The sequence below is a fragment of the Bradyrhizobium sp. ISRA436 genome (assembly GCF_029910015.1).
GTDB lineage: Bacteria > Pseudomonadota > Alphaproteobacteria > Rhizobiales > Xanthobacteraceae > Bradyrhizobium.
In genome coordinates this window covers 4,532,624-4,555,114 of the sequence record NZ_CP094519.1, presented here as the reverse complement: position 1 = coordinate 4,555,114, position 22,491 = coordinate 4,532,624, and the positions used below count along the sequence as shown (strand labels likewise).

Annotated in this window: 20 protein-coding genes and 1 pseudogene; 16 read left to right on the top strand and 5 right to left on the bottom strand. The window is 61.2% G+C overall.

Annotated features, from left to right (window positions below; translation table 11 throughout):
- Positions 1-83 precede the first annotated feature (83 nt).
- Positions 84-287 carry an ATP-binding protein gene (locus MTX23_RS21630; RefSeq protein ID WP_280972216.1) on the bottom strand — a complete coding sequence of 68 codons (204 nt, stop codon included), beginning with the start codon at positions 285-287 and terminating at the stop codon, positions 84-86.
- On the opposite strand from MTX23_RS21630, the gene MTX23_RS21625 reads away from it, so the two are divergent.
- From MTX23_RS21625 to MTX23_RS21615, 3 genes are read left to right on the top strand one after another with little or no spacing between them, the layout of a single operon-like run.
- Complete coding sequence (locus MTX23_RS21625) at positions 193-453, top strand: hypothetical protein (RefSeq protein ID WP_280978354.1); 261 nt, start codon at positions 193-195, stop codon at positions 451-453. The genes MTX23_RS21630 and MTX23_RS21625 overlap by 95 nt on opposite strands.
- An 11-nt stretch (positions 454-464) precedes the next feature.
- A complete protein-coding gene (locus MTX23_RS21620; RefSeq protein ID WP_280972215.1) occupies positions 465-1,121 on the top strand; it encodes an FAD-dependent oxidoreductase in 657 nt (218 codons plus the stop codon).
- Positions 1,010-1,486, top strand: a complete 477-nt coding sequence (locus MTX23_RS21615) for a hypothetical protein (RefSeq protein WP_348637498.1) — start codon at positions 1,010-1,012, stop codon at positions 1,484-1,486. The genes MTX23_RS21620 and MTX23_RS21615 overlap by 112 nt, the downstream gene beginning before the upstream one ends.
- Before the next feature lie 1,101 nt (positions 1,487-2,587).
- Here the strand turns inward: MTX23_RS21615 and MTX23_RS21610 are convergent.
- The gene (locus tag MTX23_RS21610) at positions 2,588-3,943 is read right to left on the bottom strand and encodes a Gfo/Idh/MocA family oxidoreductase (RefSeq protein WP_280972213.1); all 1,356 of its coding nucleotides are present in this window, start codon (positions 3,941-3,943) and stop codon (positions 2,588-2,590) included.
- A gap of 116 nt (positions 3,944-4,059) precedes the next feature.
- Positions 4,060-4,953, bottom strand: coding sequence for a LysR substrate-binding domain-containing protein (locus MTX23_RS21605; protein WP_280972212.1), 894 nt, complete (start codon positions 4,951-4,953; stop codon positions 4,060-4,062).
- A 274-nt stretch (positions 4,954-5,227) separates the two neighbouring features.
- Here MTX23_RS21605 and MTX23_RS21600 point away from each other — a divergent pair, with 274 nt between their 5' ends.
- Both MTX23_RS21600 and MTX23_RS21595 read left to right on the top strand, forming a co-directional pair.
- Positions 5,228-6,250 (top strand): TRAP transporter substrate-binding protein, encoded by a 1,023-nt coding sequence (locus MTX23_RS21600; RefSeq protein ID WP_280972211.1) that lies wholly within the window; start codon positions 5,228-5,230, stop codon positions 6,248-6,250.
- 14 nt (positions 6,251-6,264) lie between these two features.
- Positions 6,265-8,127 (top strand): TRAP transporter large permease subunit, encoded by a 1,863-nt coding sequence (locus tag MTX23_RS21595; RefSeq protein WP_280978140.1) that lies wholly within the window; start codon positions 6,265-6,267, stop codon positions 8,125-8,127.
- Between the two features lie 497 nt (positions 8,128-8,624).
- Here MTX23_RS21595 and MTX23_RS21590 read toward each other — a convergent pair.
- Together MTX23_RS21590 and MTX23_RS21585 are read right to left on the bottom strand one after the other, a co-directional pair.
- Positions 8,625-8,837: pseudogene (locus MTX23_RS21590) on the bottom strand (acyl-CoA thioesterase); the annotation flags it as partial.
- A 37-nt stretch (positions 8,838-8,874) separates the two neighbouring features.
- On the bottom strand, positions 8,875-9,657 hold the full coding sequence (locus MTX23_RS21585; RefSeq protein ID WP_280972210.1) for an IclR family transcriptional regulator: 783 nt from the start codon (positions 9,655-9,657) through the stop codon (positions 8,875-8,877).
- Positions 9,658-9,905: 248 nt separating this feature from the next.
- Between MTX23_RS21585 and MTX23_RS21580 the strand changes: the two genes are divergently transcribed.
- From MTX23_RS21580 to MTX23_RS21530, 11 genes are all read left to right on the top strand, one after another.
- On the top strand, positions 9,906-11,060 hold the full coding sequence (locus tag MTX23_RS21580) for an ABC transporter substrate-binding protein (RefSeq protein ID WP_280972209.1): 1,155 nt from the start codon (positions 9,906-9,908) through the stop codon (positions 11,058-11,060).
- 34 nt (positions 11,061-11,094) lie between these two features.
- Positions 11,095-11,970, top strand: a complete 876-nt coding sequence (locus MTX23_RS21575) for a branched-chain amino acid ABC transporter permease (protein ID WP_280972208.1) — start codon at positions 11,095-11,097, stop codon at positions 11,968-11,970.
- Between the two features lie 4 nt (positions 11,971-11,974).
- Positions 11,975-12,946 carry a branched-chain amino acid ABC transporter permease gene (locus MTX23_RS21570; RefSeq protein WP_280972207.1) on the top strand — a complete coding sequence of 324 codons (972 nt, stop codon included), beginning with the start codon at positions 11,975-11,977 and terminating at the stop codon, positions 12,944-12,946.
- Complete coding sequence (locus tag MTX23_RS21565; RefSeq protein WP_280972206.1) at positions 12,943-13,680, top strand: ABC transporter ATP-binding protein; 738 nt, start codon at positions 12,943-12,945, stop codon at positions 13,678-13,680. Before MTX23_RS21570 ends, MTX23_RS21565 begins: the two co-directional genes overlap by 4 nt.
- Positions 13,667-14,374, top strand: a complete 708-nt coding sequence (locus tag MTX23_RS21560) for an ABC transporter ATP-binding protein (protein ID WP_280972205.1) — start codon at positions 13,667-13,669, stop codon at positions 14,372-14,374. Before MTX23_RS21565 ends, MTX23_RS21560 begins: the two co-directional genes overlap by 14 nt.
- A 46-nt stretch (positions 14,375-14,420) precedes the next feature.
- Positions 14,421-16,109: a hydantoinase B/oxoprolinase family protein gene (locus tag MTX23_RS21555; protein ID WP_348637497.1), complete on the top strand. Its 1,689-nt coding sequence runs from the start codon at positions 14,421-14,423 to the stop codon at positions 16,107-16,109.
- 28 nt (positions 16,110-16,137) lie between these two features.
- Positions 16,138-18,219: a hydantoinase/oxoprolinase family protein gene (locus tag MTX23_RS21550; protein WP_280972204.1), complete on the top strand. Its 2,082-nt coding sequence runs from the start codon at positions 16,138-16,140 to the stop codon at positions 18,217-18,219.
- Positions 18,220-18,264: 45 nt separating this feature from the next.
- Positions 18,265-19,158: a 3-keto-5-aminohexanoate cleavage protein gene (locus MTX23_RS21545; RefSeq protein ID WP_280972203.1), complete on the top strand. Its 894-nt coding sequence runs from the start codon at positions 18,265-18,267 to the stop codon at positions 19,156-19,158.
- Positions 19,159-19,216: 58 nt separating this feature from the next.
- Complete coding sequence (locus MTX23_RS21540; protein WP_280972202.1) at positions 19,217-20,614, top strand: aminotransferase class III-fold pyridoxal phosphate-dependent enzyme; 1,398 nt, start codon at positions 19,217-19,219, stop codon at positions 20,612-20,614.
- A gap of 92 nt (positions 20,615-20,706) precedes the next feature.
- Entirely contained in the window at positions 20,707-21,009 is a 303-nt protein-coding gene (locus tag MTX23_RS21535) for a RidA family protein (RefSeq protein WP_280972201.1), read from the top strand.
- Positions 21,010-21,099: 90 nt separating this feature from the next.
- On the top strand, positions 21,100-22,437 hold the full coding sequence (locus MTX23_RS21530; protein ID WP_280972200.1) for an aminotransferase class III-fold pyridoxal phosphate-dependent enzyme: 1,338 nt from the start codon (positions 21,100-21,102) through the stop codon (positions 22,435-22,437).
- The last annotated feature ends 54 nt before the right edge of the window (positions 22,438-22,491 follow it).

Sequence of the window (22,491 nt, the reverse complement as noted above, 5' to 3'; positions counted from 1 at the left end):
GGAATTGCTCCGATTTGTTCAATCCGGCTAGAACCGGGGCATCCAATCTCGCGGCATTTGTCAACGTTGGCCGGATCTCTCGGTCACGAGCGTTGGCAGCTCGATTGTCCGTCATGCTCGGGCAACGTGAACTGGAAAACGGCGTCATGAGGTTCGTTGGGCGTGGCCCACAATCGACCACCATGTGTCTCAATGATCGATCGGCATATCGACAGTCCAATCCCCAAACCGCCTGATTTCGTCGAATGGAAAGGCTCAAAGATGCGGTCGAGATTCGCGGGCGGCACGCTGGTGGATGGTGTCAGGACCGATATGCTTAGGGTTCGCGCTCGTAAGCATGACATGATCGATCGTGAGATCACCTTCCATCTGCAGGCCTACAAGGAGAGCGGCGCCGACCTTGTTATGGCAATGGACGCTTCGTCGCTCCCAGAACCATCGAGGTTTCACTGAACGACGGTGGCATGCGATTGCTCGACGGCAAGGAGGTTGTCGTCAATGTCGGTTCGCATGCCGCCATTCCTGATATTCCCGGATTGCGGGACGCGCGCCCGCTTACCCACATCGAGGCGTTGGAGTTGGACGAGGTGCCGCCACACCTGATCGTGCTTGGCGGCGGTTACACCGGCGTCGAGCTGGCGCAGGCATATCTGCGCTTCGGTAGCCGCGTGACGGTTATCGAACCGGGCTTGCAGATCATGGGACGCGAGGATGCGGATGTGGCAGAAGAAATCAGACGGCTCCTCAGCGGCGAAGGCATGGAAATTCTGGTGAATGCGAGACCCCTTGGCATTCACGGGCTATCTGGCGACGCCGTAAGAGTCTCGGTGCGGACCGATGCCGGGGAGCGGACGATCGGGGGCAGTCATCTGCTCGTTGCGGCCGGTCGGATCCCGAACACGGCGGACATCGGCTTGGAAAAAGCCGGCATCGCATTGGACTCGCGCGGCTTCATCCGAGTCAATGAGCGGCTTGAGAGCACCGCTGCTCGCGTCTGGGCGATCGGCGAATGTCCAGGCAGCCACAATTCACACACGTTTCGGTCGATGACTTCAGGATTGTTCGCGACAACATGGCGGGCGGCAACCGTAGGACCGTTGATCGGCTCGTTCCGCATGTAATGTTCACGAATCCACCGCTCGCACGTGTGGGTCTTTCCGAAAGTGAGGCGCGGAGGCAGGGCATCGCGGTGCGGGTCGCAAAGTTGCCGATGCGAAATGTGTTGCGAACGCAGGCGACCGACAAAACGGGCGGGTTTATGAAGGTGGTTGTCGCGGCGAACACCGATCGAATTCTGGGATTCACGATGATCGGGTCTGAGGCAGGCGAAGTGATGGCTGTGATACAGACGGCCATGCTTGCCGAATTGCCCCATGCGAAACTGCGTGATGCCGTCATTGCGCACCTCACCGTGGCCGAAGGCTTGGGACCTCTGCTCGCAGGTGTCACGGCGCAAACTGATCTTGACGCGGTCGCGAGCTATTAGACACGGCGCGAGCCGCGAGATATTCGGCGCCCACATGCACACTATTGTGACCGGCGAAAATCTGCGTAATCAGCGGCGCTGAGCGTGCGTAACGACTGTCACGAACTTGGCGCTCCTCAGTCGAAATCAATCCCGATCATGCAAAGAAACGATCCACACGAAAGCATCTTGCAACATCGCTAAACTGAAACCGTTAGCCTGTCGGCGTATTGGAGCAAATGCGATGCGCTCTGCTTTTGCTCTGGGGCTACTGGTCGCCCTAAGTTCTTCCGCCGAAGCTGCATCGCGCCAACCCCCGGCACATTACTTTGTGGCCGGAGCAAACGGGATCGGTGAGAAGGCACGAACCAAGGCGATAACGCGCGAGCTCATCGAATACTGCAACGCCGTACCGAGCAGGGGCACTGCTTTTCGAGGGCTGAGAAGCCTTCCAAATAAGTACTTGAAATGAAAGGAAAATGCCTCAACTGTCAGCTTGAAGCTTCTGTCGGCCCAAAAATCAGCTAAACCAGACAAGATGATAAAGCGAAATAACATCAATATGTTAGCGCATCGATTTAGCGTTGCACCCATGATGGATTGGAGCGACAGTTCAAACCCTTCAACAGGTTAGAGAGCGACGTGTGCACGACGTGTGCACCGGGAGATCAAGAAAAATCTCATCACAGCCAATTTGAGCAGGCGTTCTGAACTGGGGCGGGCCGCCTACGGCTGGGCCACGTGCACGACCAAAATTTCGACGGGGAAGGGTGACGGGCGAGTGCTGACCAGCAACGTCAGTTCTCGGAGATGGAAAGTGTCACTCCTTCACCGCGCATTCGCGCGGCTCCGCTGATCCAGCTGAGAACGAACCGGTCTTGGAGTGTGGATTGGTAGCGCTCCGCTACCAATCCTACGATTTTGCACGTGCTCGTTCGCAGATGTCGCGCTCCAGTATCCCCGCACACGCAGCGGCCCCGTGGATGCATCGGTTCAGCAGTTCATCGCGATATTCTGGGGTGGCTTCGGAGATCGAAGGACCGCCGACGGTCGTAGACCGCAAGCGATCCTTGCTCCCGCTTCTTTTGAGATGCCGTCCGCACTTTGCGGACCACCGCTCAATCACATTGCCGCATTCGGCTGACGGAAGGCCGCTTCCATCTCGCGACGCACGCGCACGGCGAGGTTGTCCGGATCATATTCCACGTCCTCCCACTTTAAACGTTGGCTTTCCGCGATGTCGGTCTTGAGCTTAACGTGATGGGCCAGGCCGAGCGGGAGATAGCCCTGCTTGAGCGAGGCCTCAGCTGGGGTCTGCTTGCCCCAGACGCAGAAGCCGCCTTCGCCGTCGAGTATCTCGCCGGCCTTCAACTTGCGCTTGGCGGTCGCGACGACGTCCGAATTGAACATGATCGGCGCGCCAGTCGGCTCCTTGCGCAGTGCAGCGGAGGCCACCGAGATGCCGAGCTCAAGCCCGATCATGTGGATCGGCCGGTACAGCGAAGCATATTTGCCGGTCTTGTCCGGCAGCATGCTGTATTCGCGGAAACACTCCTCGGAATAGGCGCTGTCGGTCTCGAACACGACATAGGTGCCCATCACGAGGCTCTGTGGCACGTCGGTGCCGTCGCGATAGACCGAGGAGGTGACCTCGGTGACGCCAGGTCTCTCCAGCACGCCGCCGTCGGATTTCGGCTTGCAGATTTCGGCATGCTCGAAGCGGGTGGCCGGCGGAAAGGAGAGACCTTCACTTTGCGCATGCAGCCCGGTCGCGTTGCAAACCGCGGTCATCTCGATGCCCGATTTGGTGCCGTCGACGAAGGAGTTGAACATCTTCGGGTTGATCGAATTGCGATCTTTGATCTTCATGTATTTGTCGAGGATGTCCCACACCGTATCCGGCGTCGACTGGTGATAGGTCGGGTGGTAGCGCGTGCCCTTGCCGGCGGCGACGACCTTGAAGCCGGCCGCGCGCGCCCAATCGACGTGATCGGCGATCAGTGCCGGCTGGTCGCCCCAGGCCAATGAGTAGACGACGCCAGCCTGCCGCGCTTTGCGCGCCAGGATGGGGCCTGCGACCGCATCCGCCTCGACATTGACCATCACGATGTGCTTGCCGTTCTCGATCGCTTTTATCGCAAAGCGGATGCCGGCGCCGGGATCGCCGGTCGCCTCGATGATGACCTCGATCGCCGGATGGGTGATAAGGGCGTCGGCATTGTCGGTGACGATGGTACGGCCGTGCTTCAGCGCGTCGTCGATCGAGGTGGCTGCATATTGCTCTTCGGGCCAGCAACCGAGCTTGAGCTGCGAACGGGCGCGGGCGGTGTTGAGGTCGGCGACGCCGACCAGATGCATGCCGTCGGTCTGGCGCACCTGCGACAGGAACATCAGGCCGAACTTTCCGGCCCCAATCAGCCCAATAGTAATCGGTTTGTCGGCAGCCTTGCGCTCCAGCAGCATGCGATGGAGATTCATGAGATTGTTCCTTGACGTTCCTCGGACGACGGCTGTATCCGCCGTTTCGCGGGAAACGTTAGGTAGCGGCGAATCCGAGCGCAATTCAGATTATCTGCAGCGACGATGTAGACACGCTAAACTATTCGCTCGTTCCAACTGTCGCGCTCCTTGCGCAGCCAGTCGAGGAAGGTGCGGGTCTTGCGGTGGCGCAGATGGCCGTGCGGGCAGACGATCCACTGCGTGGTCAGCGCGATGGCCGGCGGATCCTTCACAGGACAGACCAGGCGGCCGTCGCGCAATTCGCGCCAGGCCAACAGCTCGCTTTCCAGCCCGATGCCGAGCCCGTCAACGGCGGCGTCGATCGCCATGTGGCTGCGGTCGAACAGCACGCGCTTCCAGCGCTCGGTCGGCTCGATGCCGGCCTCCGGGAACCAGCGCGGCCACTGCATCTGCGATTTCACCGAATGGATCAGCCGGTGCTTGAGCAGGTCGACGGCGGAAAGACTGCCCGCCGCAAAGGACGACGGTGCGCACAGTGGAAAGAATCGCTCCCTGCCCAGGCTCTCGACGAACAGGCCGGGCCAGCTGCCTTCACCGTGGCGGATCTCGAGGTCGACATTTTCCTTGCGGAAGTCGGTCGGCTCATTGGTGCCGTCGAGCCGCAACTCGATATCCGGGTTGGCGTCAACGAAGCTCGCGAGCCGCGGCAACAGCCATTTGCTCGACACGCTGGGGGCTGCGCGCACCGTCAATGTGGTGGCGGAGCGGATGCCGCGGACATGCTGCGTCACGTCGGTGACGTGCTCGATCTCGCGGCTGATCATCTCGAAATAGCGCTCGCCGGCTTCGGTCAGGGTGATGTTGCGCCCGATCCGCGAGGTCAGCGCGGTGCCGAGATGCAGTTCCAGCGCCTGGATCTGCTGGCTGACCGCCGAGGGCGTCACCCGCAATTCGTCCGCCGCGCGGGAAATCGAACCCGCGCGCGCCACCGCATGGAAGACGATGATGGCGCGGAAGGGTATCTGCATCAGGAAACCTTTTAGGCCAGCTAAATTGACGACGAATATAATTCAATTGTCGCGCATGACCAGCGATCTAGGCTTCACCCTCAAGGCAACCCGCGACAGACGGGGCTGACGAGGAAACAGGACGGCGCTGGCCGCCGATCCGCCCGGGGGAAGGAACACAAGGCTTAGAGCCCTTTCACCAGACAACCCATTTGACGACACCGCCGCAGCAAGTCCTGCGGACGCGGCAATGAACACGCGCGCCAAAAGGCGCCGCACCAGGGGAGAACGACCGATGCCGGGCAAGCGCCATACGATATCACGCCGCAGTTTCATGGTTGCTGCCGCGGCCGTCCCTCTGGTCGCGATCCGCACAAGGCCGGCACATGCGGCCGAATTCGAGTACAAGCTCGCCACCGGCCAGTCGCTGACGCAACCGATCAACACGCGGCTCGATCAGGCCGTGAAGCGGATCAAGGAGGCGAGTGGCGGGCGGCTGGAGATCAAGTTCTTTCCGGCCTCGCAGCTCGGCTCGGACACCGACCTGCTGACGCAGATTCGCAGTGGCGGAGTGGATTTCCTCAATATCGCCGGCTCCGTGCTGTCGACGGTGGCGCCGGTCGCCGGCATCGCCAATGTCGGCTTCGCCTTCTCCGACTACAGCCAGGTCTGGACTGCGATGGACGGCGATCTTGGCAAGCTGATCGCGGCGCAGATCGAGAAGACCGGCGCGCTTGTCATGGCCAAGCCCGCCGACAACACGTTCCGGCAGATCTCGTCGTTTGCAAAACCGATCAAGACGCCGGCCGATCTTGCCGGTTACCGGATCCGCGTGCCGGTGTCGCCGATCTTCACCTCGCTGTTCAAGTCGCTCGGCGCCAATCCGACCTCGATCAACTTCAACGAATTGTACACGGCGCTGCAGACCCATCTGGTCGACGGACAGGAGAATGGCCTCGTGACCATCGAGGCCGGCAAGATCTACGAGGTGCAGAAGTACATCTCCGAGACCAACCACATCTGGGATCCGTTCTTCATCCTTGGCAACCGCCGCTCGGTGAAGGCGCTGCCCGACGATCTTCAGGCGCTGGTTCGCAGGGAATTCGACCAGGCTGCGATGGAGCAGCGCGCTGACACGACAAAGCTCAATCTGACGCTGAAGGACCAACTGATTGTCAAGGGCATCACCTTCGAAGCATCGGACAAGGAGGCGTTCCGCAAGGGTCTCTCCGCCGCCGGCTTCTACAAGGAATGGCGCGGCAAATTCGGCGAAGACAATTGGAAGATTCTGGAGGCCGCGGCCGGGGCGCTGGCATGAGCGCGGCCATCGGCATGTCGGAGACGGTGGCGCTCGGCGATGCAGCTTCCTTGCGGGGACGCTGGCTGGAGCAGGTGCTGCGCTGGCTGGTCGAGATCCCGGCCGCGATCGCGGTGGTCGCCGAGGTCATCATCCTGTTCGCCGGTATCGTCGCGCGCGGCATCTTCCACCGGCCGATCATCTGGTCGGACGAGCTCGCGTCAATCCTGTTCCTGTGGCTGGCGATGCTGGGCAGCGCGATCGCCGTGCAGCGCTCGGCGCATATGCGGCTCACCTTCTTCACGTCGTATCTGTCGCCGCGCGCCGAGGCCTTCTCCTCGACGCTTGCTGCCGGCGCCGTCGCGCTGTTCCTTGCGATCATCCTGCATCCCGCACTGGACTATGTGGAGGACCAGGCTTTCGTTGAGACGCCAGCGCTCGGCTGGTCGGGCATGGTCCGCGCTGCGGCGATCCCAGTCGGCTGTATCATCGCGCTAGCCAGCATCTGCCTGACGCTGGTCAAGCGTTCGGCGAAGGATTTGCTGGCCATTGCGCTGCTGTTTGCTGCGATCGCTGGTGCGCTGTATCTCGCGGGGCCGTCGCTGAAGCCGCTCGGCAACTGGAACTTGCTGATCTTCTTCGTCGGCCTGCTTGGCTGCGCCGTGATGGCTGGCGTTCCCATCGCATTTTCCTTCTGTCTTGCGACCGTGGCTTTCCTGCTCACGACAACGAGGACGCCACTGCTCGTCGTCGTCGGCCGGATCGACGAAGGCATGAGCTCGCTGATCCTGCTCGCGGTGCCACTGTTCGTATTGCTGGGACAGTTGGTCGAGCAGACCGGCATGGCGCGGGTGATGGTCGCGTTCCTGGCGTCGGTGCTCGGCCACGTCCGCGGCGGGCTGTCCTATGTGATGCTCGGTGCGATGCTGCTGGTCTCGGGCATCTCCGGCTCGAAAACCGCCGACATGGCGGCGATCGCGCCGGTGCTGTTTCCCGAGATGCGCAAGCGGGGCATGAAGGATGGCGAGCTGGTATCGCTGCTGGCCGCGTCCGGGGCGATGAGCGAGACCATTCCGCCATCGATCGTGCTGATCGCGATCGCCTCCGTCACCGGCGTGTCGATCGCCGCGCTGTTCACTGCCGGCATCCTGCCCGGAATCGTGCTGGCGATCGTGCTCGCTTTCGTTGCTCGCTATCGGGCAGGTGCCAGGGAGAATGCCGCGGTCAAGGTCGCACGGGCGCCGATGTCTGTCATGGCGAAGACGTTCTGGGCGGCGTTGCCGGCGCTGGCGCTGCCGTTCCTCATCCGCAGCGCGGTGGTCGAGGGCTATGCGACCGCGACCGAAGTCTCGACGATCGGCATCGCCTATTGCCTCGTGCTCGGCCTGATCATCTATCGCGGCAGCCTGAGTTGGAAGAACGTGCTGCCGATGTTGGTGCAGACCGCTTCGCTTTCCGGCTCGATCCTGTTCATCGTGGGAGCAGCGAGTGCGATGGCCTGGGCGCTGGCGCAGTCCGGCTTCTCGCATGAACTGGCTGCGCGCATGGCCGGCGTGCCCGGCGGCGCCTGGGGTTTCCTCTTGATCTCGGTGGTCGCCTTCATCGTGCTCGGTAGCGTGCTGGAGGGGATTCCGGCGATCGTGCTGTTCGGCCCGCTGCTGTTCCCGGTGGCAGCAACGTTCGGCATCAATGAGGTGCACTATGCGATGGTGGTGATCCTGGCGATGGGCCTCGGGCTGTTCGCGCCGCCGTTCGGCCTTTGCTATTATGCCGCCTGCATCATCGGCGGCGTGCCGCCGGATGCCGGCATGCGCCGCATCTGGATCTATCTCGCCTGGCTCTTCGTTGGCTTGCTGCTGATTACCTTCGTGCCCTGGATATCACTGGCGTTTCTATGAGGACCGGTAGTTCCAATTCGGCGTCTATTGCGAAGCGCGTACGCAGGCGGCGAAAATGCGACCGCCTTTCGATTTTACGCGACATAGCGCCGCTTTCACCCAACCTGCGATTCCTGGCGTTTCAATATTCCTCTTTAAGAGCGTAAAGCTGGGCACCTCAGAACCAACTGTCTTATGCGAAGGACTGGATGAGGTATCGTAGGTTCGGATGGTGTGGGGGAAAAGGCGATAGCGCTCCACCGTTACCGCGCGCCACGATTTCTACGCCAATCTACGATTTTGTACTCTTGATGATAGCGGTTGGAGCCGTTGGTGCGAATGGGCGTTGGCTACGAAAAGACGTCGAAGCCTCAAAGCTCGATCGTGCCGCGCGCGCATATCTTGAAAGGGCACATAGAGAGCGACCCAGCGTAGCTCGACAAAGACAGCTTTCGGTCAAAGAGACTTTAGTTTGCCTTTCGCATCGAAATGCGTCGTCCGACTCCCTCAGGGTAGTCTTCCTGCAGATAGCGGATGTGACATTCGGCGGCAAACGTAGAATGACCCGTGGTTTCGACATAACGCGGACCCAGACCGAATTGGAGCCAGAACTCATCAGAGGCACGGTCAAGCAGAACGTGGTAGTACGCCATGTTGAGGTGGCCGTTGTGGTCGATCCAGCTTGGATCGACGATCATTTCGGAGGAAATGAAGGGAATTCTTGCGCTCATCTCGATGGCACCCTCGAACGGCGAGGCTGACGTTCAGCTAGCTGCGTGACCTGATATTAGTGCCGAGCGAAAGCGACTTGGCGAGCGCGCTTGCGGCCGTGCGCAGGGCCAGCAGTCGCTGCGGCATCTTGTCCATGACGCGATCGGTCGGGCCGCTGATTGCCACGGAGTAAAACACGCCGCCGCCCGGTAGGATGATCGGGCATGCGAGCGCGGCAGACCCTTCGTAGATCTCGCCGATGCAGGTGGCGTAACCCTGTTCGCGAACTGTCGCGAATTCCTTCTCGATCCAGCGCCGGCTGTTGTGTGTGAGCGCGGTAGGCGTCGGCAATTCCTGGGAGAGTGCTTCTGCGATCAGCGCCTTTGACTGATATGCCATAATCGCTTTGCCAGAAGCCGCAGCGTTGACAGGCATCTCGAGCCCTTCGGCAACGAGTTGTCGCCATTTTACGTCCGGAGCCTGCGACACCACGACAAAAACACGAGAGCCGACGAGGCGGGCCAGGAAGCTTGCCTCGGAGGTAGTCTCCGACAGTGCGCGTAGATGCGGGGTGGCAAGCGAGGCGAGCCAACCCTCTTCGGCGCTTGCGTGGAGCAAGCGAGTGATGCGCTCTCCCAATTGATAGGTCCGCCCGCCATCGCCTTCCTGAGCGAGGTTGGAGCGAACGAGCCCCTTTAGAAGACGATGTGCTGTGGTCTTGGGGAGGTCAAGGAGAGAGGAGACATCAGCAAGTGTGATGGCGCCGGAGAATGAGGCAATCAATTCCAGAACATCGAAGTAGCGCGTCAGTGGTCCGGGAGATTCGTCTTTTTCAGCCATTGGGTTAATCGCGAGGAGTAGGGTCAACTTCGTCAGAACTAGGTGAGTTCATTTTCGGTCGCAACAGTGATCGATCTCTCAACGACACGGTAACGGCGGCCCATTGCTGGACGATGCGGTGCGAGCATTCCAGGCCATTCTGCTAGGTGCGCGATATGCCCTGTTATGCGGCTTGACTCGCAATAAGACAAGGTCTATCGTTTCGATATTCGGAAAAAAGTTCCGAAAAACGGGACAGGAGCATGGGGATGCAAGTTACTCGCAAGGCCTTTCTAAAATCGATGGCCGCGCTGTGCGTTGCGCCGCTGGCCGGCGTGTCCGTCAGGGCCGAAGGGGGCGGTGACATCCTGGTGGGGGCAACCGTTCCGATGACGGGTCCGCTCTCATTGACGGGCCTGCAATATCTAAACTCGCTGCGCATGGCAGAAGAGAACATCAACAAGGCCGGCGGCATCAATGGCCGCAGGATCAAGATCGTATTCGAGGACACGCAGGGTTCGAACAGCACGGCAGTCAATGCTTTTGTGAAGCTTGCGCAGGAGACGAGACCCGCTTTCTTTTTTCTCTCGAGCTATTCGACGCAGAACCTCGCGGTGTCGCCGGAAGTAAAGGAGGTTCGGGTGCCGGCAATGTATGCCGGCGGTGCCGATGCAATCGCGGAAAGCGGCAATCAATGGATGTTTCGTCTGCGGCCCGCGGACAGTGTGGCGGCGGCCGGAATGGTCGCATGCGTGACGACCGTCGTCAGCGCCAAGAAGGTGGGAATTCTCTACATCCAGAACGATTTCGGACAGGGCGGGGCGCAGAGCGCGGCAAAGGCGCTCGAGGCGCAAGGGGTCGTCGTTGTCGGCAAGGAAGCCTATGGCCAGAACGACAAAGACTTCTCCGCGCAGATCGTTAACCTGCGCAACAGGGGCGCCGAGGCTGTGCTTCTGTTCAATTATCCGCAGGACGGGGCGCTGGTGCTCCGGCAATACAAGGCGCTCGGCATGAAAGCGCCTTTGGTCGGCTCCTCATCGCTCTACGTCACCGCGGCGTTGCAATTGCTGTCGCCGGCCGACCTCGAAAATACATTCTGTGTCCTCGACACCCTCGTCGATCCTTCAATGGGTCCGAGGATGAAGGATTTCATCGAGCAATATCGTGCGAAGTTTGGCAACGATCCCGATCCGTATGGTCTCGCCTATTATGACGGGGCCTTCCTGATGGCCGATGCGATGCGCCAGGCTGGCCTTGAGCCGGTCGCGCTACAGAAATGGCTGATTGCGCAGAAGGGCTGGGTCGGCATCGGCCACAGCTATGCCTATGACGGCAGCGGCAACGGCGTCCACGAGGTGGCGATCGTCAGGACGAAGGCCGGGAGCAAGGCACTCGAGCTCGTCAAGAAAGTCACGCTGAGCTGAGCTTGGCGAAGCAACCGCTGCTACCGGAGCATTCATGGCGGATTTACTCCAACTTGCGATCAACGGCTTTGCCATCGGCGGCGTCTACGCCCTTGCCGCCATTGGCTTTGTGATCGTCTATGAGACGACGGGTGTCGTGAACTTCGCCGCCGGGCAGTTCGTGATGGTCGGGACTTTCGCCGGCGTCGCGGCGCTGGTGAATGCGCAGCTGCCCTGGCCGATAGCCTATGGCGTTGCGCTGCTTGCCATGGCGGCTTTTGGGGCGCTGTTCTTCATGCTTGTCTATTGGCCTCTCAAGGTCAGCCCCGCCGTCACCGTGATCATTGGGACGGTCGCAATCAGCATCACGATGCAGAACGCGGCGCTGCTCGTCTTCGGATCCTGGCCGGTGCGGATTCCGTCTCCCGTCGAAGGCATGACCGTCGAACTCGGTGGAGCTGTGATCTCCCTGCACGCGTTGCTGACAATGGCGATGACAGCGCTGCTGGTCGGGGGTCTGTGGGTTCTACTGCATCGTACAAGCTTCGGTATAGGCATGCGAGCAGTGGCCCAGGATGCTCAGGCGGCACGGCTGATGGGCCTGAAGGTCGGTCGGGTGCTTGCGATGTCGTGGGTGCTTGGTGCGTTGCTGGCCGGCGCCGCCGGTCTGCTGCTCGGGCCGATGTGGTTTGCCGACGTCAACATGGGCGATCCAGTGGCGCTGAAGGCGTTCGCCGCCACGATCATCGGCGGCTTCGGCAGCCTGCCGGGCGCGGTGCTCGGAGGCGTCTTCGTCGGGCTGAGTGAAGTGCTTGGCGCTTCGTATATCTCGTCGGCTTACAAGGATCTCATCTCGTTCGGCATCATGATTGCCTTCTTGTTCGTTCGTCCCCAAGGGATGTTCGGCGAGAGAATCCAGGACCGGGGGTGATCGGATGCGCATCCTAGGATCGTTCGGTCTTGCACTCTGTATTCTGGCGATTGGCGCAACACTGTCTCTTATCCTTGCAGAATACCACCTGCGGCTGCTCAATCTATCGGTGATCTCGGCGATCTCGGTCATCGGTCTCAACATCGCCTTCGGATATGTTGGACTAATCTCGCTGGGACACGCCGCGTTCGTCGGATTGGGCGCGTATATTATGGCAATCTCAACGACGCGCTTTGGTTTTTCGCCTTGGCTCGCGATGCCCGTCGCGACGGCCGCGACGGTCACATTTGCGATCGCAATCGGACTGCCGCTTTTGCGGCTGAAGGGGCACTATCTCGCGCTCGCGACGCTTGGCCTCAACGTCTCCTTTGTGATCGTGGCGTCGAATTGGCTCGAGGTGACCGGCGGGACGAACGGTATCGGGCAGATCCCTTCGTTTCCTATCCTGCAGTATTCCATCTCGGATGAGCGATCCTTTCTGTGGCTGGCGCTGGTCAGCCTCGCAATCGTCGCGGTCCTTGCGTCGTTGCTGCATCGCTCGCGTTATGGCCGCGCCCTGATTTCGGTGAGAGATGACGAGCTCGCCGCCGAGATGACCGGTCTCGATACGACCAAGCTGAAAATCATTGCGTTTGCGCTGTCGGCCGCCTGTGCCTCATTCGCCGGATGCCTATTCGCATGCCACGTCAGGTTCATCTCGCCGGAAGATTTTTCCTATGCGCACTCGATCAACTATCTGGCAATGCTGATCGTCGGCGGAGAAGGGACCATTGTCGGCGCGATCCTGGGGGCTCTTCTGCTGACTTTCCTTCCCGAATGGCTGCGCTTTCTGGGTGGCGCCTATCTCGCGCTGTTTGGGCTGCTTGTCTTTGTCGTCCTGGTCTTCCTTCCGACCGGTATGGTCGGCCTTCGCAAATTCGTTCGACTGCCATCGCGCGACCGCCATGGTGTGCAGCCCGCGGAGGCACGGCCGTGACCATCCTCGATGCGTGCGGCATTAGCAAACGATATGGCGGCTTGTCCGCATTGACGAATGTCGATGTGACGGTATCGGCCGGAGAGTTCGTAGCAATCATCGGCCCTAATGGCGCCGGCAAGTCCACGCTGCTCAACGTGCTGACCGGCCTCGTCGTGCCTGATTCCGGTTCCGTCGTTCTCGCAGGTAGCGATGTTACGCGCCTGGTGACCAACAGGCGCATTAGAGCCGGATTGGGCAGGACATTCCAGCACGGGCGGACGTTTTCACGCCTCACAGTGCTTGAGAACGTGATGGTCGGCGCGGCGATTGATCCGACGCTGGGCGAGAGAGCGCTACGTGAAGGCGCGATGCGGATCATCGAGCAGACGGGGCTTGCCGACATCGCTGACCATACGATCAAGACGCTTTCCTACGGGCGTCGCCGGATGGTGGAACTTGCCCGCGCCATTGCTTGCAACCCGAGAATATTGCTGCTGGACGAACCGGCGGCTGGTCTGAATTCAGCCGAAGTCGAACAACTCGTTGAGCGTCTGTCTCACCTACGTGACAAGCACCAGCTGGCGATCGTCTTGATCGAACACAACATGGGCATGGTCATGAGGCTGGCCGAACGCATTGTGGTGCTGAACTTCGGCTCGAAAATCGCAGACGGAACACCCGCGGAGGTCCAGTCCAATCCTGCGGTGCTAGCGGCATATCTCGGCGAGGGATACGTTCATGCTCGCGTGTAACAACCTGACCATTGCCCATGGCGACGTTATAGCCGTTGGCGGCGTCAACATGCAGGTTCGCGCCGGCGAGACGGTCGCGCTGATCGGTACGAACGGAGCTGGAAAAACCACGCTCCTGCACACGATCTCCGGACTGAACAAGGTACGCAGTGGCGACATCCAATTCGATGGTGCCTCGATCGTGCGACTGTCGAGCGATCGTCGCGTGGCGCTCGGCATTGCTCACGCGCCGGAGGGCCGACGCATCTTTCCGGGATTGACGGTTGAGGAAAATCTCGTTGTCGCGACCGCGAGCTGGAAGGGATTGCGGCAGTCCTGTGCAGACGACCTCGACCGTGTCTTTCAACTCTTTCCACGCTTGAAGGAGCGCCGCAATCAGCTCGGCTGGTCGCTGTCCGGCGGGGAGCAGCAAATGCTTGCAATCGGACGGGCGCTAATGGCGCGTCCCCGGTTGTTGCTGCTGGATGAGCCTTCTCTCGGACTGGCTCCGCGGCTCGCCGAGGAGGTCTATGAGCGCGTGAGGGTCATAGCAAGTGCGGGCCTGACGATTTTGGTGGTGGAGCAGAATACCGTTCTGGCGCTCGCAGTGGCCGATCGCGCCTATGTACTCGAGGCCGGACGGATCGTTCTGGACGGCAGCGCCGCAGATCTGAGGAACGATCCCCGCGTCCGCGAGGCTTATCTCGGGCGCTAAAACGAAATGAGCATCGTCCGCCGAAGGCAACCGTGACAGTCCAATCATGCCCACATCCGATATTGTCCTCAACACGTCCGCAAGGTTAGCGATGACGCCAAGTGTCGATCCCATCACCCGATCCGTGGTTCAGCACCGTCTCACCTCGATAGTCACCGAGATGGGCGAAGCGATGCTGCGGACGTCCTATTCCCAGATCCTCAATTCGAGCCGAGACTTCTCGATTGCCATCTGTGACACGAACGCGCGCCTGATCGCACAGGCAGACCATATCCCGATCCACGTCGGCGCCCTGCCTTGGGCAACGCGTGCCGTCGAAGAGCGGTTTGACGACATCGCGCCGGGTGACGTCATCCTGTTGAACGATCCCTATCACGGCGGCAGCCACTTGCAGGACATGACGATCTTCGTCCCGATCTTCGGTCGCGGGCGACGGTTGTTCTGGGCGATCGTGCGTGCGCATCTGAGCGACGTCGGTGGCGCCACCTACGGTGGCTACAATCCGCACGCCAGCGAGATCTGGCAGGAAGGCATACGCGTACCGCCGATCAGGATCCACGAGGCCGGGAAACGCCGCGACGACATCATCGATATGCTGGCGCTCAACGTGCGCAATCCGCGCGATTTCCACGGCGATTTCGCCGCGATGATCGGCGCCGCCCATCTCGGTGAGCGTCGGCTGTCGCGCCTGTTCGGCGAGCTCGGCTCCGCTGTGGTCGAAGAGGCTATTGAGATGATCCTGGATTCCGCCGAGCGGCGGACACGCCAGATCGTATCGACGTGGAAGGACGGAGTCTTCCATGGCGAGGCGTTCCTCGATGATGACGGCCGTGGCCGCGAAGACATCAGAATCGTGGCAAACGTCACAAAGAACGGGTCCGATATTGAAATCGATTTGTCGGAGTCGGATCCGCAGACCTCAAGCTTCGTCAATTCCTCACATGCGAATATGCAGGCGGCGGTCGTGATGGCGTTTGCCTATCTGATCGACGCCGACATTCCAAAGAATGCGGGAGCGTTGCGCCCGCTGACGGTGACAGCCAAGAAGGGGACGGTGGTATGGTCCGATCCTGGACTGCCGGTGAGCTTCTGCACGAGCCATCCCTCGAACGAGATCATCGAAGCGGTCGTGAAAGCGATGTCCCAGTGCTGTCCAGACCGGGCAATGGCAGGCTGGGGCCGTCGCTTCCGAATCGCGATCCAGGGCGAGAATCCGCGGACCGGCCGCCAGTTCATCTGGCACATGTTTCAGGCTCGTCCGGGCGGCGGTGCGTCGTCCGCTGGTGATGGCTGGTCCTCAATCGGAGAATGGCACTCGGTCGGCGGCATAAAGTTCGGCAGCATCGAAGTCGCCGAAGCACGCTTCCCGCTTCTGTTTCGCCATCACGAATTTCTCGCGAATTCCGGCGGCGACGGTCAATTTCGCGGCGGCCTGGGGGTCGCGCTCGACCTAGAGGTAAAAACCGAGAAGCCGGCCATCGCCAACACGGCCGGCGAGGGGGTCCGCCATGGGTCTTGCGGCCTTCTCGGCGGCAGTGACGGCACTCCGCATCGCTACAGCCTGGTTTCTCCCGGTCGTCCGCCGCGCGAGCTGCGGACCAAGGAGATCGGCATCGAGGTCTTGCCGGGCGACGTGTTCGAGGTGCGTTCGGCCGGCGGCGGCGGATGGGGCCCACCCGAGAAGCGGTCGGAGCAGGCGCGGCGAGTGGATCGCCAACTGGGCTTTGTGACCTAACATTCAGCAAGCAAGCAGGTTCGATATCATGTTGACCATCGGAATCGATGTCGGCGGCACGTTCACCGACCTCGTGGCTATCGACAATGGGGGCCGGACAGTCTTTGCCAAATCGCCCTCGACCCCGCAGGACCAGTCGGTCGGCGTCATGGTCGGGCTGCAAGAGCTGGCACAGCGGCTCGGCCTATCGCGTCAGGAGATGCTCAGCCGGACCGAGCGGATCGTTCACGGGACGACGGTCGCGACCAACGCACTCCTGGAGCGCAAGGGCGCGAAAGTGGCGCTCCTGACAACGGCAGGTCATCGCGACGTAATCGAGATGCGGGAGGGGTTGAAAGGTGACCGCTATAATCTCAGGTCGTCGCCACCAGCGCCGCTGGTGCCGCGTAACCTCCGCTTCGGCGTGCGCGAGCGGATCGGCCCCCAAGGCGAGGTCATCGTTCCGCTTGACGAAACTTCGCTGGATGAAGCGGTAGAAGCCATCCGGGCCTCCGGCGCGACGTCAGTCGCGCTATGCTTCCTGCACTCCTATAGCAATTCGGCGCATGAAATCGCTGCAGCCGAACGTCTGGCGCGCGAGCTGCCCGATGTGAATGTTTCGCGATCGTCAGATGTGCTCCCGCAGATCAAAGAATTCGAGCGGGTATCGACGACGATCGTCAATGCCTATGTAGGGCCCGCGGTCCGTCACTACCTGACGGGTCTCGAGCAGCGCCTGGCCACGGCGGGCTTCACCGGCAGCTTGTTCATCATTCTTTCGCATGGCGGCATGGCACCGGTGGAAGAAGCCTGGCGCCTTGCTGCGGCCACCGTCCTGTCCGGTCCGGCCGGCGGCATCTCCGGCAGCCGCCGCTGCGCCGAGCTTCTTGGTGTGCCCGACCTCGTGCCGTTCGATATGGGGGGCACCAGCACGGATATCTCCCTGATCGCGGACGGTCGCGCATCGCTCTCGGCGGATGGTGGGCTTGCGGATCAGCGGATCGCCCTGCGTAGCCTCGATATCGCGAGCATTGCCGCCGGCGGCGGATCGATCGCGGGCGTCGATGCGGGCGGAGCCTTTCGTGTTGGACCCGAAAGTGCCGGCTCGGTGCCCGGCCCTGCGTGCTACGGCAACGGCGGCAACTCACCGACCGTAACCGATGCCAATCTGATCCTTGGCTATCTGGATGCCGGAAGCTTCATGGGCGGGCGTCGGCCGCTTGACCAGCGAGCGGCCGAGGCTGCGCTCGACCGACTGGCCGGTCAACTCGGGCTGACGCGCGAAAAGGCGGCGGCTGGAGTATTTCGCCTGGTCAATCTCGCGATGGCGGATGGCATCCGCCTGATGACGCTCAAGCGCGGCGTCGATCCCCGTCGTTTCGCGCTGCTGAGCTTCGGCGGCGCCGCCGGCATTCATGCCGCCGAAGTCGCGCGCGAACTCGAGATAAAGCGCATCATCATCCCGACTGAAGCATCGGTGTTGTCAGCGTGGGGCATGCTGACAAGCGACTTGCGCTACGAGGTAAGTCGTACGCACCACCAAATGGACGATGATTCCTCCGAAATGCAGGTGCGCAATATGTACTCCGCCCTGGAGAAGCAGGCCGCCGATCGGCTTCGCGCCTGGTTCGCGGGGCCGATCAGGATCGAGCGGTCCGCGGAGATGCGCTATGGCGAGCAGGTGTTCGAGGTCGATGTACCACTGTCGAACGTCGATCTGGACTCGCTGGATCTGATCGACCAGATCGAGGACCGCTTTCATCGTGCACATGAGGATCTCTACACCTATTCACTGCGAGATGAAGAGGTCGTGCTGGTGAATGGGCGCGTTGCTGCGGTCGGAATCGTGGCGCGAGCGAAGGACAAGGTCGAACCCGTCAGCTCTGCGCCAGCGGTGGCGCATAAGCGACGCAAGGCCTTTTTCAATAATGCGTGGACAGAAGTCGACGTCTATGCGGCCGAACGATTGAGCCCAGGAAACATTATCCACGGCCCGGCAATCATCGAGGCCGAGACGACGACCGTTATCGTCAATGTCGGCGACCGCGTCACCGTCAACGCGCGGCGCTGGCTCGACATCAAGGTCGCAACGGCACTGCATGCCGAACGCGAGCTTGCGCTGTCCGCCTGAGCAGACGCGCGGGCGCCTTCGGGCGGCTGTTCTGAGGAAATGACCATGAGTTTCTCTCGTCCCACAATTGTAACTTGTGCCGTCACCGGCAATCTGACGCAGCCGAACCAGAGCCCGTACTTGCCGATCACGCCCGCGCAGATTGCGCAGTCCTGTATCGAGGCCGCCCACGCTGGCGCTGCCATCGTGCACATACATGTGCGCAACCCGGAGACCGGTGCGCCATCAATAGATCTGGAGCTTTACCGGCAGGTGGTCGAGCGCATCAGGAACAGTGGGACCGACGTGCTCGTGAATCTGACGACTGGGCCTGGCCAGCGTTTTGTTCCTGGCCAGGATGATCCTGCTGTTGCCGGTCCGGGAACGTCGCTGATGCGGGGGGAGGCGCGGGTGGCTCATGTGGAGGCGCTGAAACCCGAAATCTGCACGCTCGATCTCAACACCATGTATTCCTTCGGCTCGGTCGTCATCAACACACCAGACTCCCTGCGCGTCATGGCAGCACGCATTCGCGCAGCTGGCACCGCCCCTGAGCTGGAGATATTCAATCCGGGGGATGTGGTCCTGGCGCGCGATCTCGCCGCGGAAGGCGTGCTGCCCGAGCGAAATTTCCTGCAGTTCGTATTAGGCGTGAAATATGCGACGCCGGCGAACGCTGAGATGCTTTCGGCTCTTGTCCGCATGCTCCCGGAAGGCTGGGAGTGGAGTGCCTTTGGGATCGGCCGCATGTCGTTCCCGACCGTTGCGCTCTCGGTGCTGCTGGGCGGTCACGTGCGCGTCGGTATGGAAGATAACCTTCAAATCGAGAAAGGGGTGCTCGCCCGCAGCAATGCGGAGCTGGTCGCCAAGGCGGTACGCATCGTTTCCGATCTTGGCTCCCGACCGGCCTCTCCAAGAGAAGCCCGCGAGATTCTGTCGCTCCACAAATACAAGAACTAGCGTGAGGTAGCCGTGCGCCCGTCAATGGGTGCTGGCGTAAACTGTTAAGGCGGTAGATATGACCACGATCGAGAGCCACGTGTCTAGCAATGAAACGAGGGTGAGCTCGAGCACGGTTGCCGCCGTCGAGGAGCTTCGCTCGGCATGGCAGGCAGAGTACGGACAGAAGCACGCGAAGTCTGCAGCAGCGAACCGTCAATCGTCCGCCGCTATCGCGCTTACCCAGAGAACGAGGTTCAATTCGGGCATGCCGTTTCCGGTGTACGTCGCCGAAGGCTCCGGGGCGTGGTTCACCGATATCGACGGCAACAGATTTCTCGACTGCAACGCGGGCTGGAACGCCTCCCTGTTTGGTCGCGGCAATCCCGTGATCACGGCGGCCATCTCCGATGCCGCTGCTCGCCTCGGTGCCCCTGGCGGTGCCATGCACCCGAGTTTGATCCGGGACGAGTTCGCGTCCCTGATATGCAGCCGCATCCCCGGTGCCGAACGCGTCGTCTTCGCGCCATCCGGTTCTGAGGCGAACACCTACGCGCTTCGACTGGCACGCAGTGCGACAGGGCGACAAAAGATTCTCCGTGTGCGCGGTGGGTTCCACGGGCAGAACGACCATCTCTTGCAGGGCGGCTCATCGGTACGCGGGCTGCCGACCGGCCTGTCTGCGTGGCAGGTGGACATGCCATACAACGACATCGAACAGTCGGTCAGGTTGATCGAACAGCATGCTTCGGACCTGGCCGCTGTCATCGTCGAACCTATGATGACCATCCCCGGCGCCGTCCATCAACGCAATGGGTACCTTCAGGCGATCCGCACCGCAGCGTTCAAGAACGAGGTGCCGTTCATCCTCGACGAGATCATCACCGGGAATCGCTTTGCGGTTGGTGGCGCGGCAGAGCTGCTGGGCATCGCTCCGCCGCCGGATCTGACGGTAATCGGCAAGATGCTCGGCGGCGGCCTCCCTGTCGCGGCGGTCGTCGGACGAACCGAACTCGTCGAGCAACCGATCAGCGCCTCGAACACGCACGCTCAGAACCCGGTCACTCTGGCCGCATCAGTCGCCAACATGAAGCTGGCAACACCGGAAGTCTTTGCTCGAGTATGTGCGCTAGGTGCGCGTCTGCGGGAGGGGCTTCGCACAGCCGCGGCTGGGCTTCGAATTCCTGTGCAGGTGACGGGAGAGGGGCCATGCGCAGGCATTCACTTCACGGGCGAGGAGGTTGTTGACGCGGACACCGCCGAGCGGGCCAACCAAGATCTGTGGCGATTGATGTGTCTCGGAGTGACCAATCGCGGATTGGCAATTACATCGCGTACGTTCGGTCCGATCGCGCCATACACAGGTGAGGATGTGGAGCACGTCATCAGCGTCTTCACGGAGTCCTTGCGAGCGATCGATCAAGCGGCAGGCCCACTAACGTCGGCAAATCAAATAGTGAGAGGTTGTTCCATATGAGTGACGCATCTCATACTCAGATCGTCAGCGACGACTTGCCGGCACCACGTGGTCACTTCAGTCATGCTGTCCGAGCCGGCAACACCGTCTACGTGTCCGGCCTGCTCCCCTTCGGTGATGACGGCAAGGTCGTCGCTCCAGGAGAGATCGGCCCGCAGGCCGCGCGGGTATTTGAGATCCTGGATCGCATTCTGCGCTCGGCTGGGGCGACCAGCGCAGACGTTGTCCAGATGACGTCCTATGTCACCGACATCAGCCGGCGTGAACAGGTCAATGATGTCCGAGCACGCATCTTCGGGGGCACCAAGCCGGCGAGCACGCTTGTTGAGGTGTCAGCGCTTGCGGCGCCTGGCGCGTTGATCGAGATCGACGCGATCGCGGTGATTACTCGCTGAGCCTGAGCCATCTCCGCCGACCGCCGCTGCGGTAGCGTTCCATAGGCGTCCCGCGTCACGCGCTTCACAAAGTCAATTTCAGGAGCAGCCATGAGTCCGTCGAGTCAGCCCAATGAGAAAAACACGGAAGTCGATATCGATGCCGCGCTGGCTGCGGCACGCGCCAGCTATATCGATCGTAACGGCAAGAGCTTCGAGGCGTTCAAGCGAGCTGCCGAGTACCTCCCGGGGGGGACCACACGCACCGGTCTTTTCAACTCGCCATTCCCGGTCTTCATCGCGCGTGGCCAGGACGCGCATGTGTGGGATCTCGACGGCAAACGCTATGTCGATGCGCTCAGCGAGTTCACCGCGGGTCTGCTCGGGCATTCCAATCCAATCGTGCTGCGGACAATGAGGCAGGCCCTCGACGATGGCCTCAGTCTTGGCGGACAAATTGAGGATGAGGCGCGCTTTGCTCGCTTGATTGTCGATCGATTCCCGTCGATCGACAAAGTTCGTTTTGCGAATTCCGGAACCGAGGCCAACGTTTCCGCGATCGCTACCGCGCTTCATTACACCGGCAGGTCAAAAGTCATGGTGTTTGAGGGTGCCTATCATGGCGGCAGCCTGAACTTCCCGGTCAATGGCCTGTCGCCTCTGAACGCGCGCCTTGATGTCGTGCAGGCGCCCTATAATGATGTCGAAGCGGCTCGCGAGATCATCCGCCGCGAAGGCGAGAAGCTTGGTGTCGTGATCATGGAGCCAATGCTGGGCGCGGGAGGCGGTATTCCGGCTCAACGCGAATTTCTTGCTGCGGTGAAGGAGGAAACGGTTCGGGTTGGCGCTGTCCTGATCTTCGACGAAATCCAGACGTCGCGCCTGGCGCCGAGCGGCATGCAGGGGCATTGGGGCGTCACACCGGACATGACCACGCTCGGCAAGTATATAGCCGGCGGCCTTTCGATTGGCGCGTTTGGCGGGCGAGAGGACATCATGGCGTTGTTCGACCCGCGCAAGCCGGCGTCACTTGTTCTCTCCGGCACGTTCAACAATAATAGCCTTGGCATGCGGGTCGGCGCAGCCGTGCTGTCGGAGGTCGTGACGGCGGCCGCGATCGAGCAATTGTCGGCGAGCGGCAACAACCTGCGGCAGCGCTTGAACACGATGCTGGAGGAGGCAGGCATCGCAGCGCAGTTCACCGGCTTCGGCTCGATCCTGGCGATCCATTTTGTGCCCGGTTTGCTGAAGAACGCGCGCGACGCCGCGGCTTCCGATCCGCGACTGCGCGAGCTGTTCTATCTCCACATGCTGGAGGAGAGTATCTGGATCGCCCGGCGGGGCATGATGGCGTTATCGCTGGTGCTTTCAAATGACGACCTCGCCGAGATCGCGTTGGCTGTTGAAAGTTTCATGGACTGCTGGGGACATCTTCTGCCGAAGCGTTAAATCCGAGGGGGCGGACGACGAGCTCAATCTGGATCAGAGCTGCAACCACACATG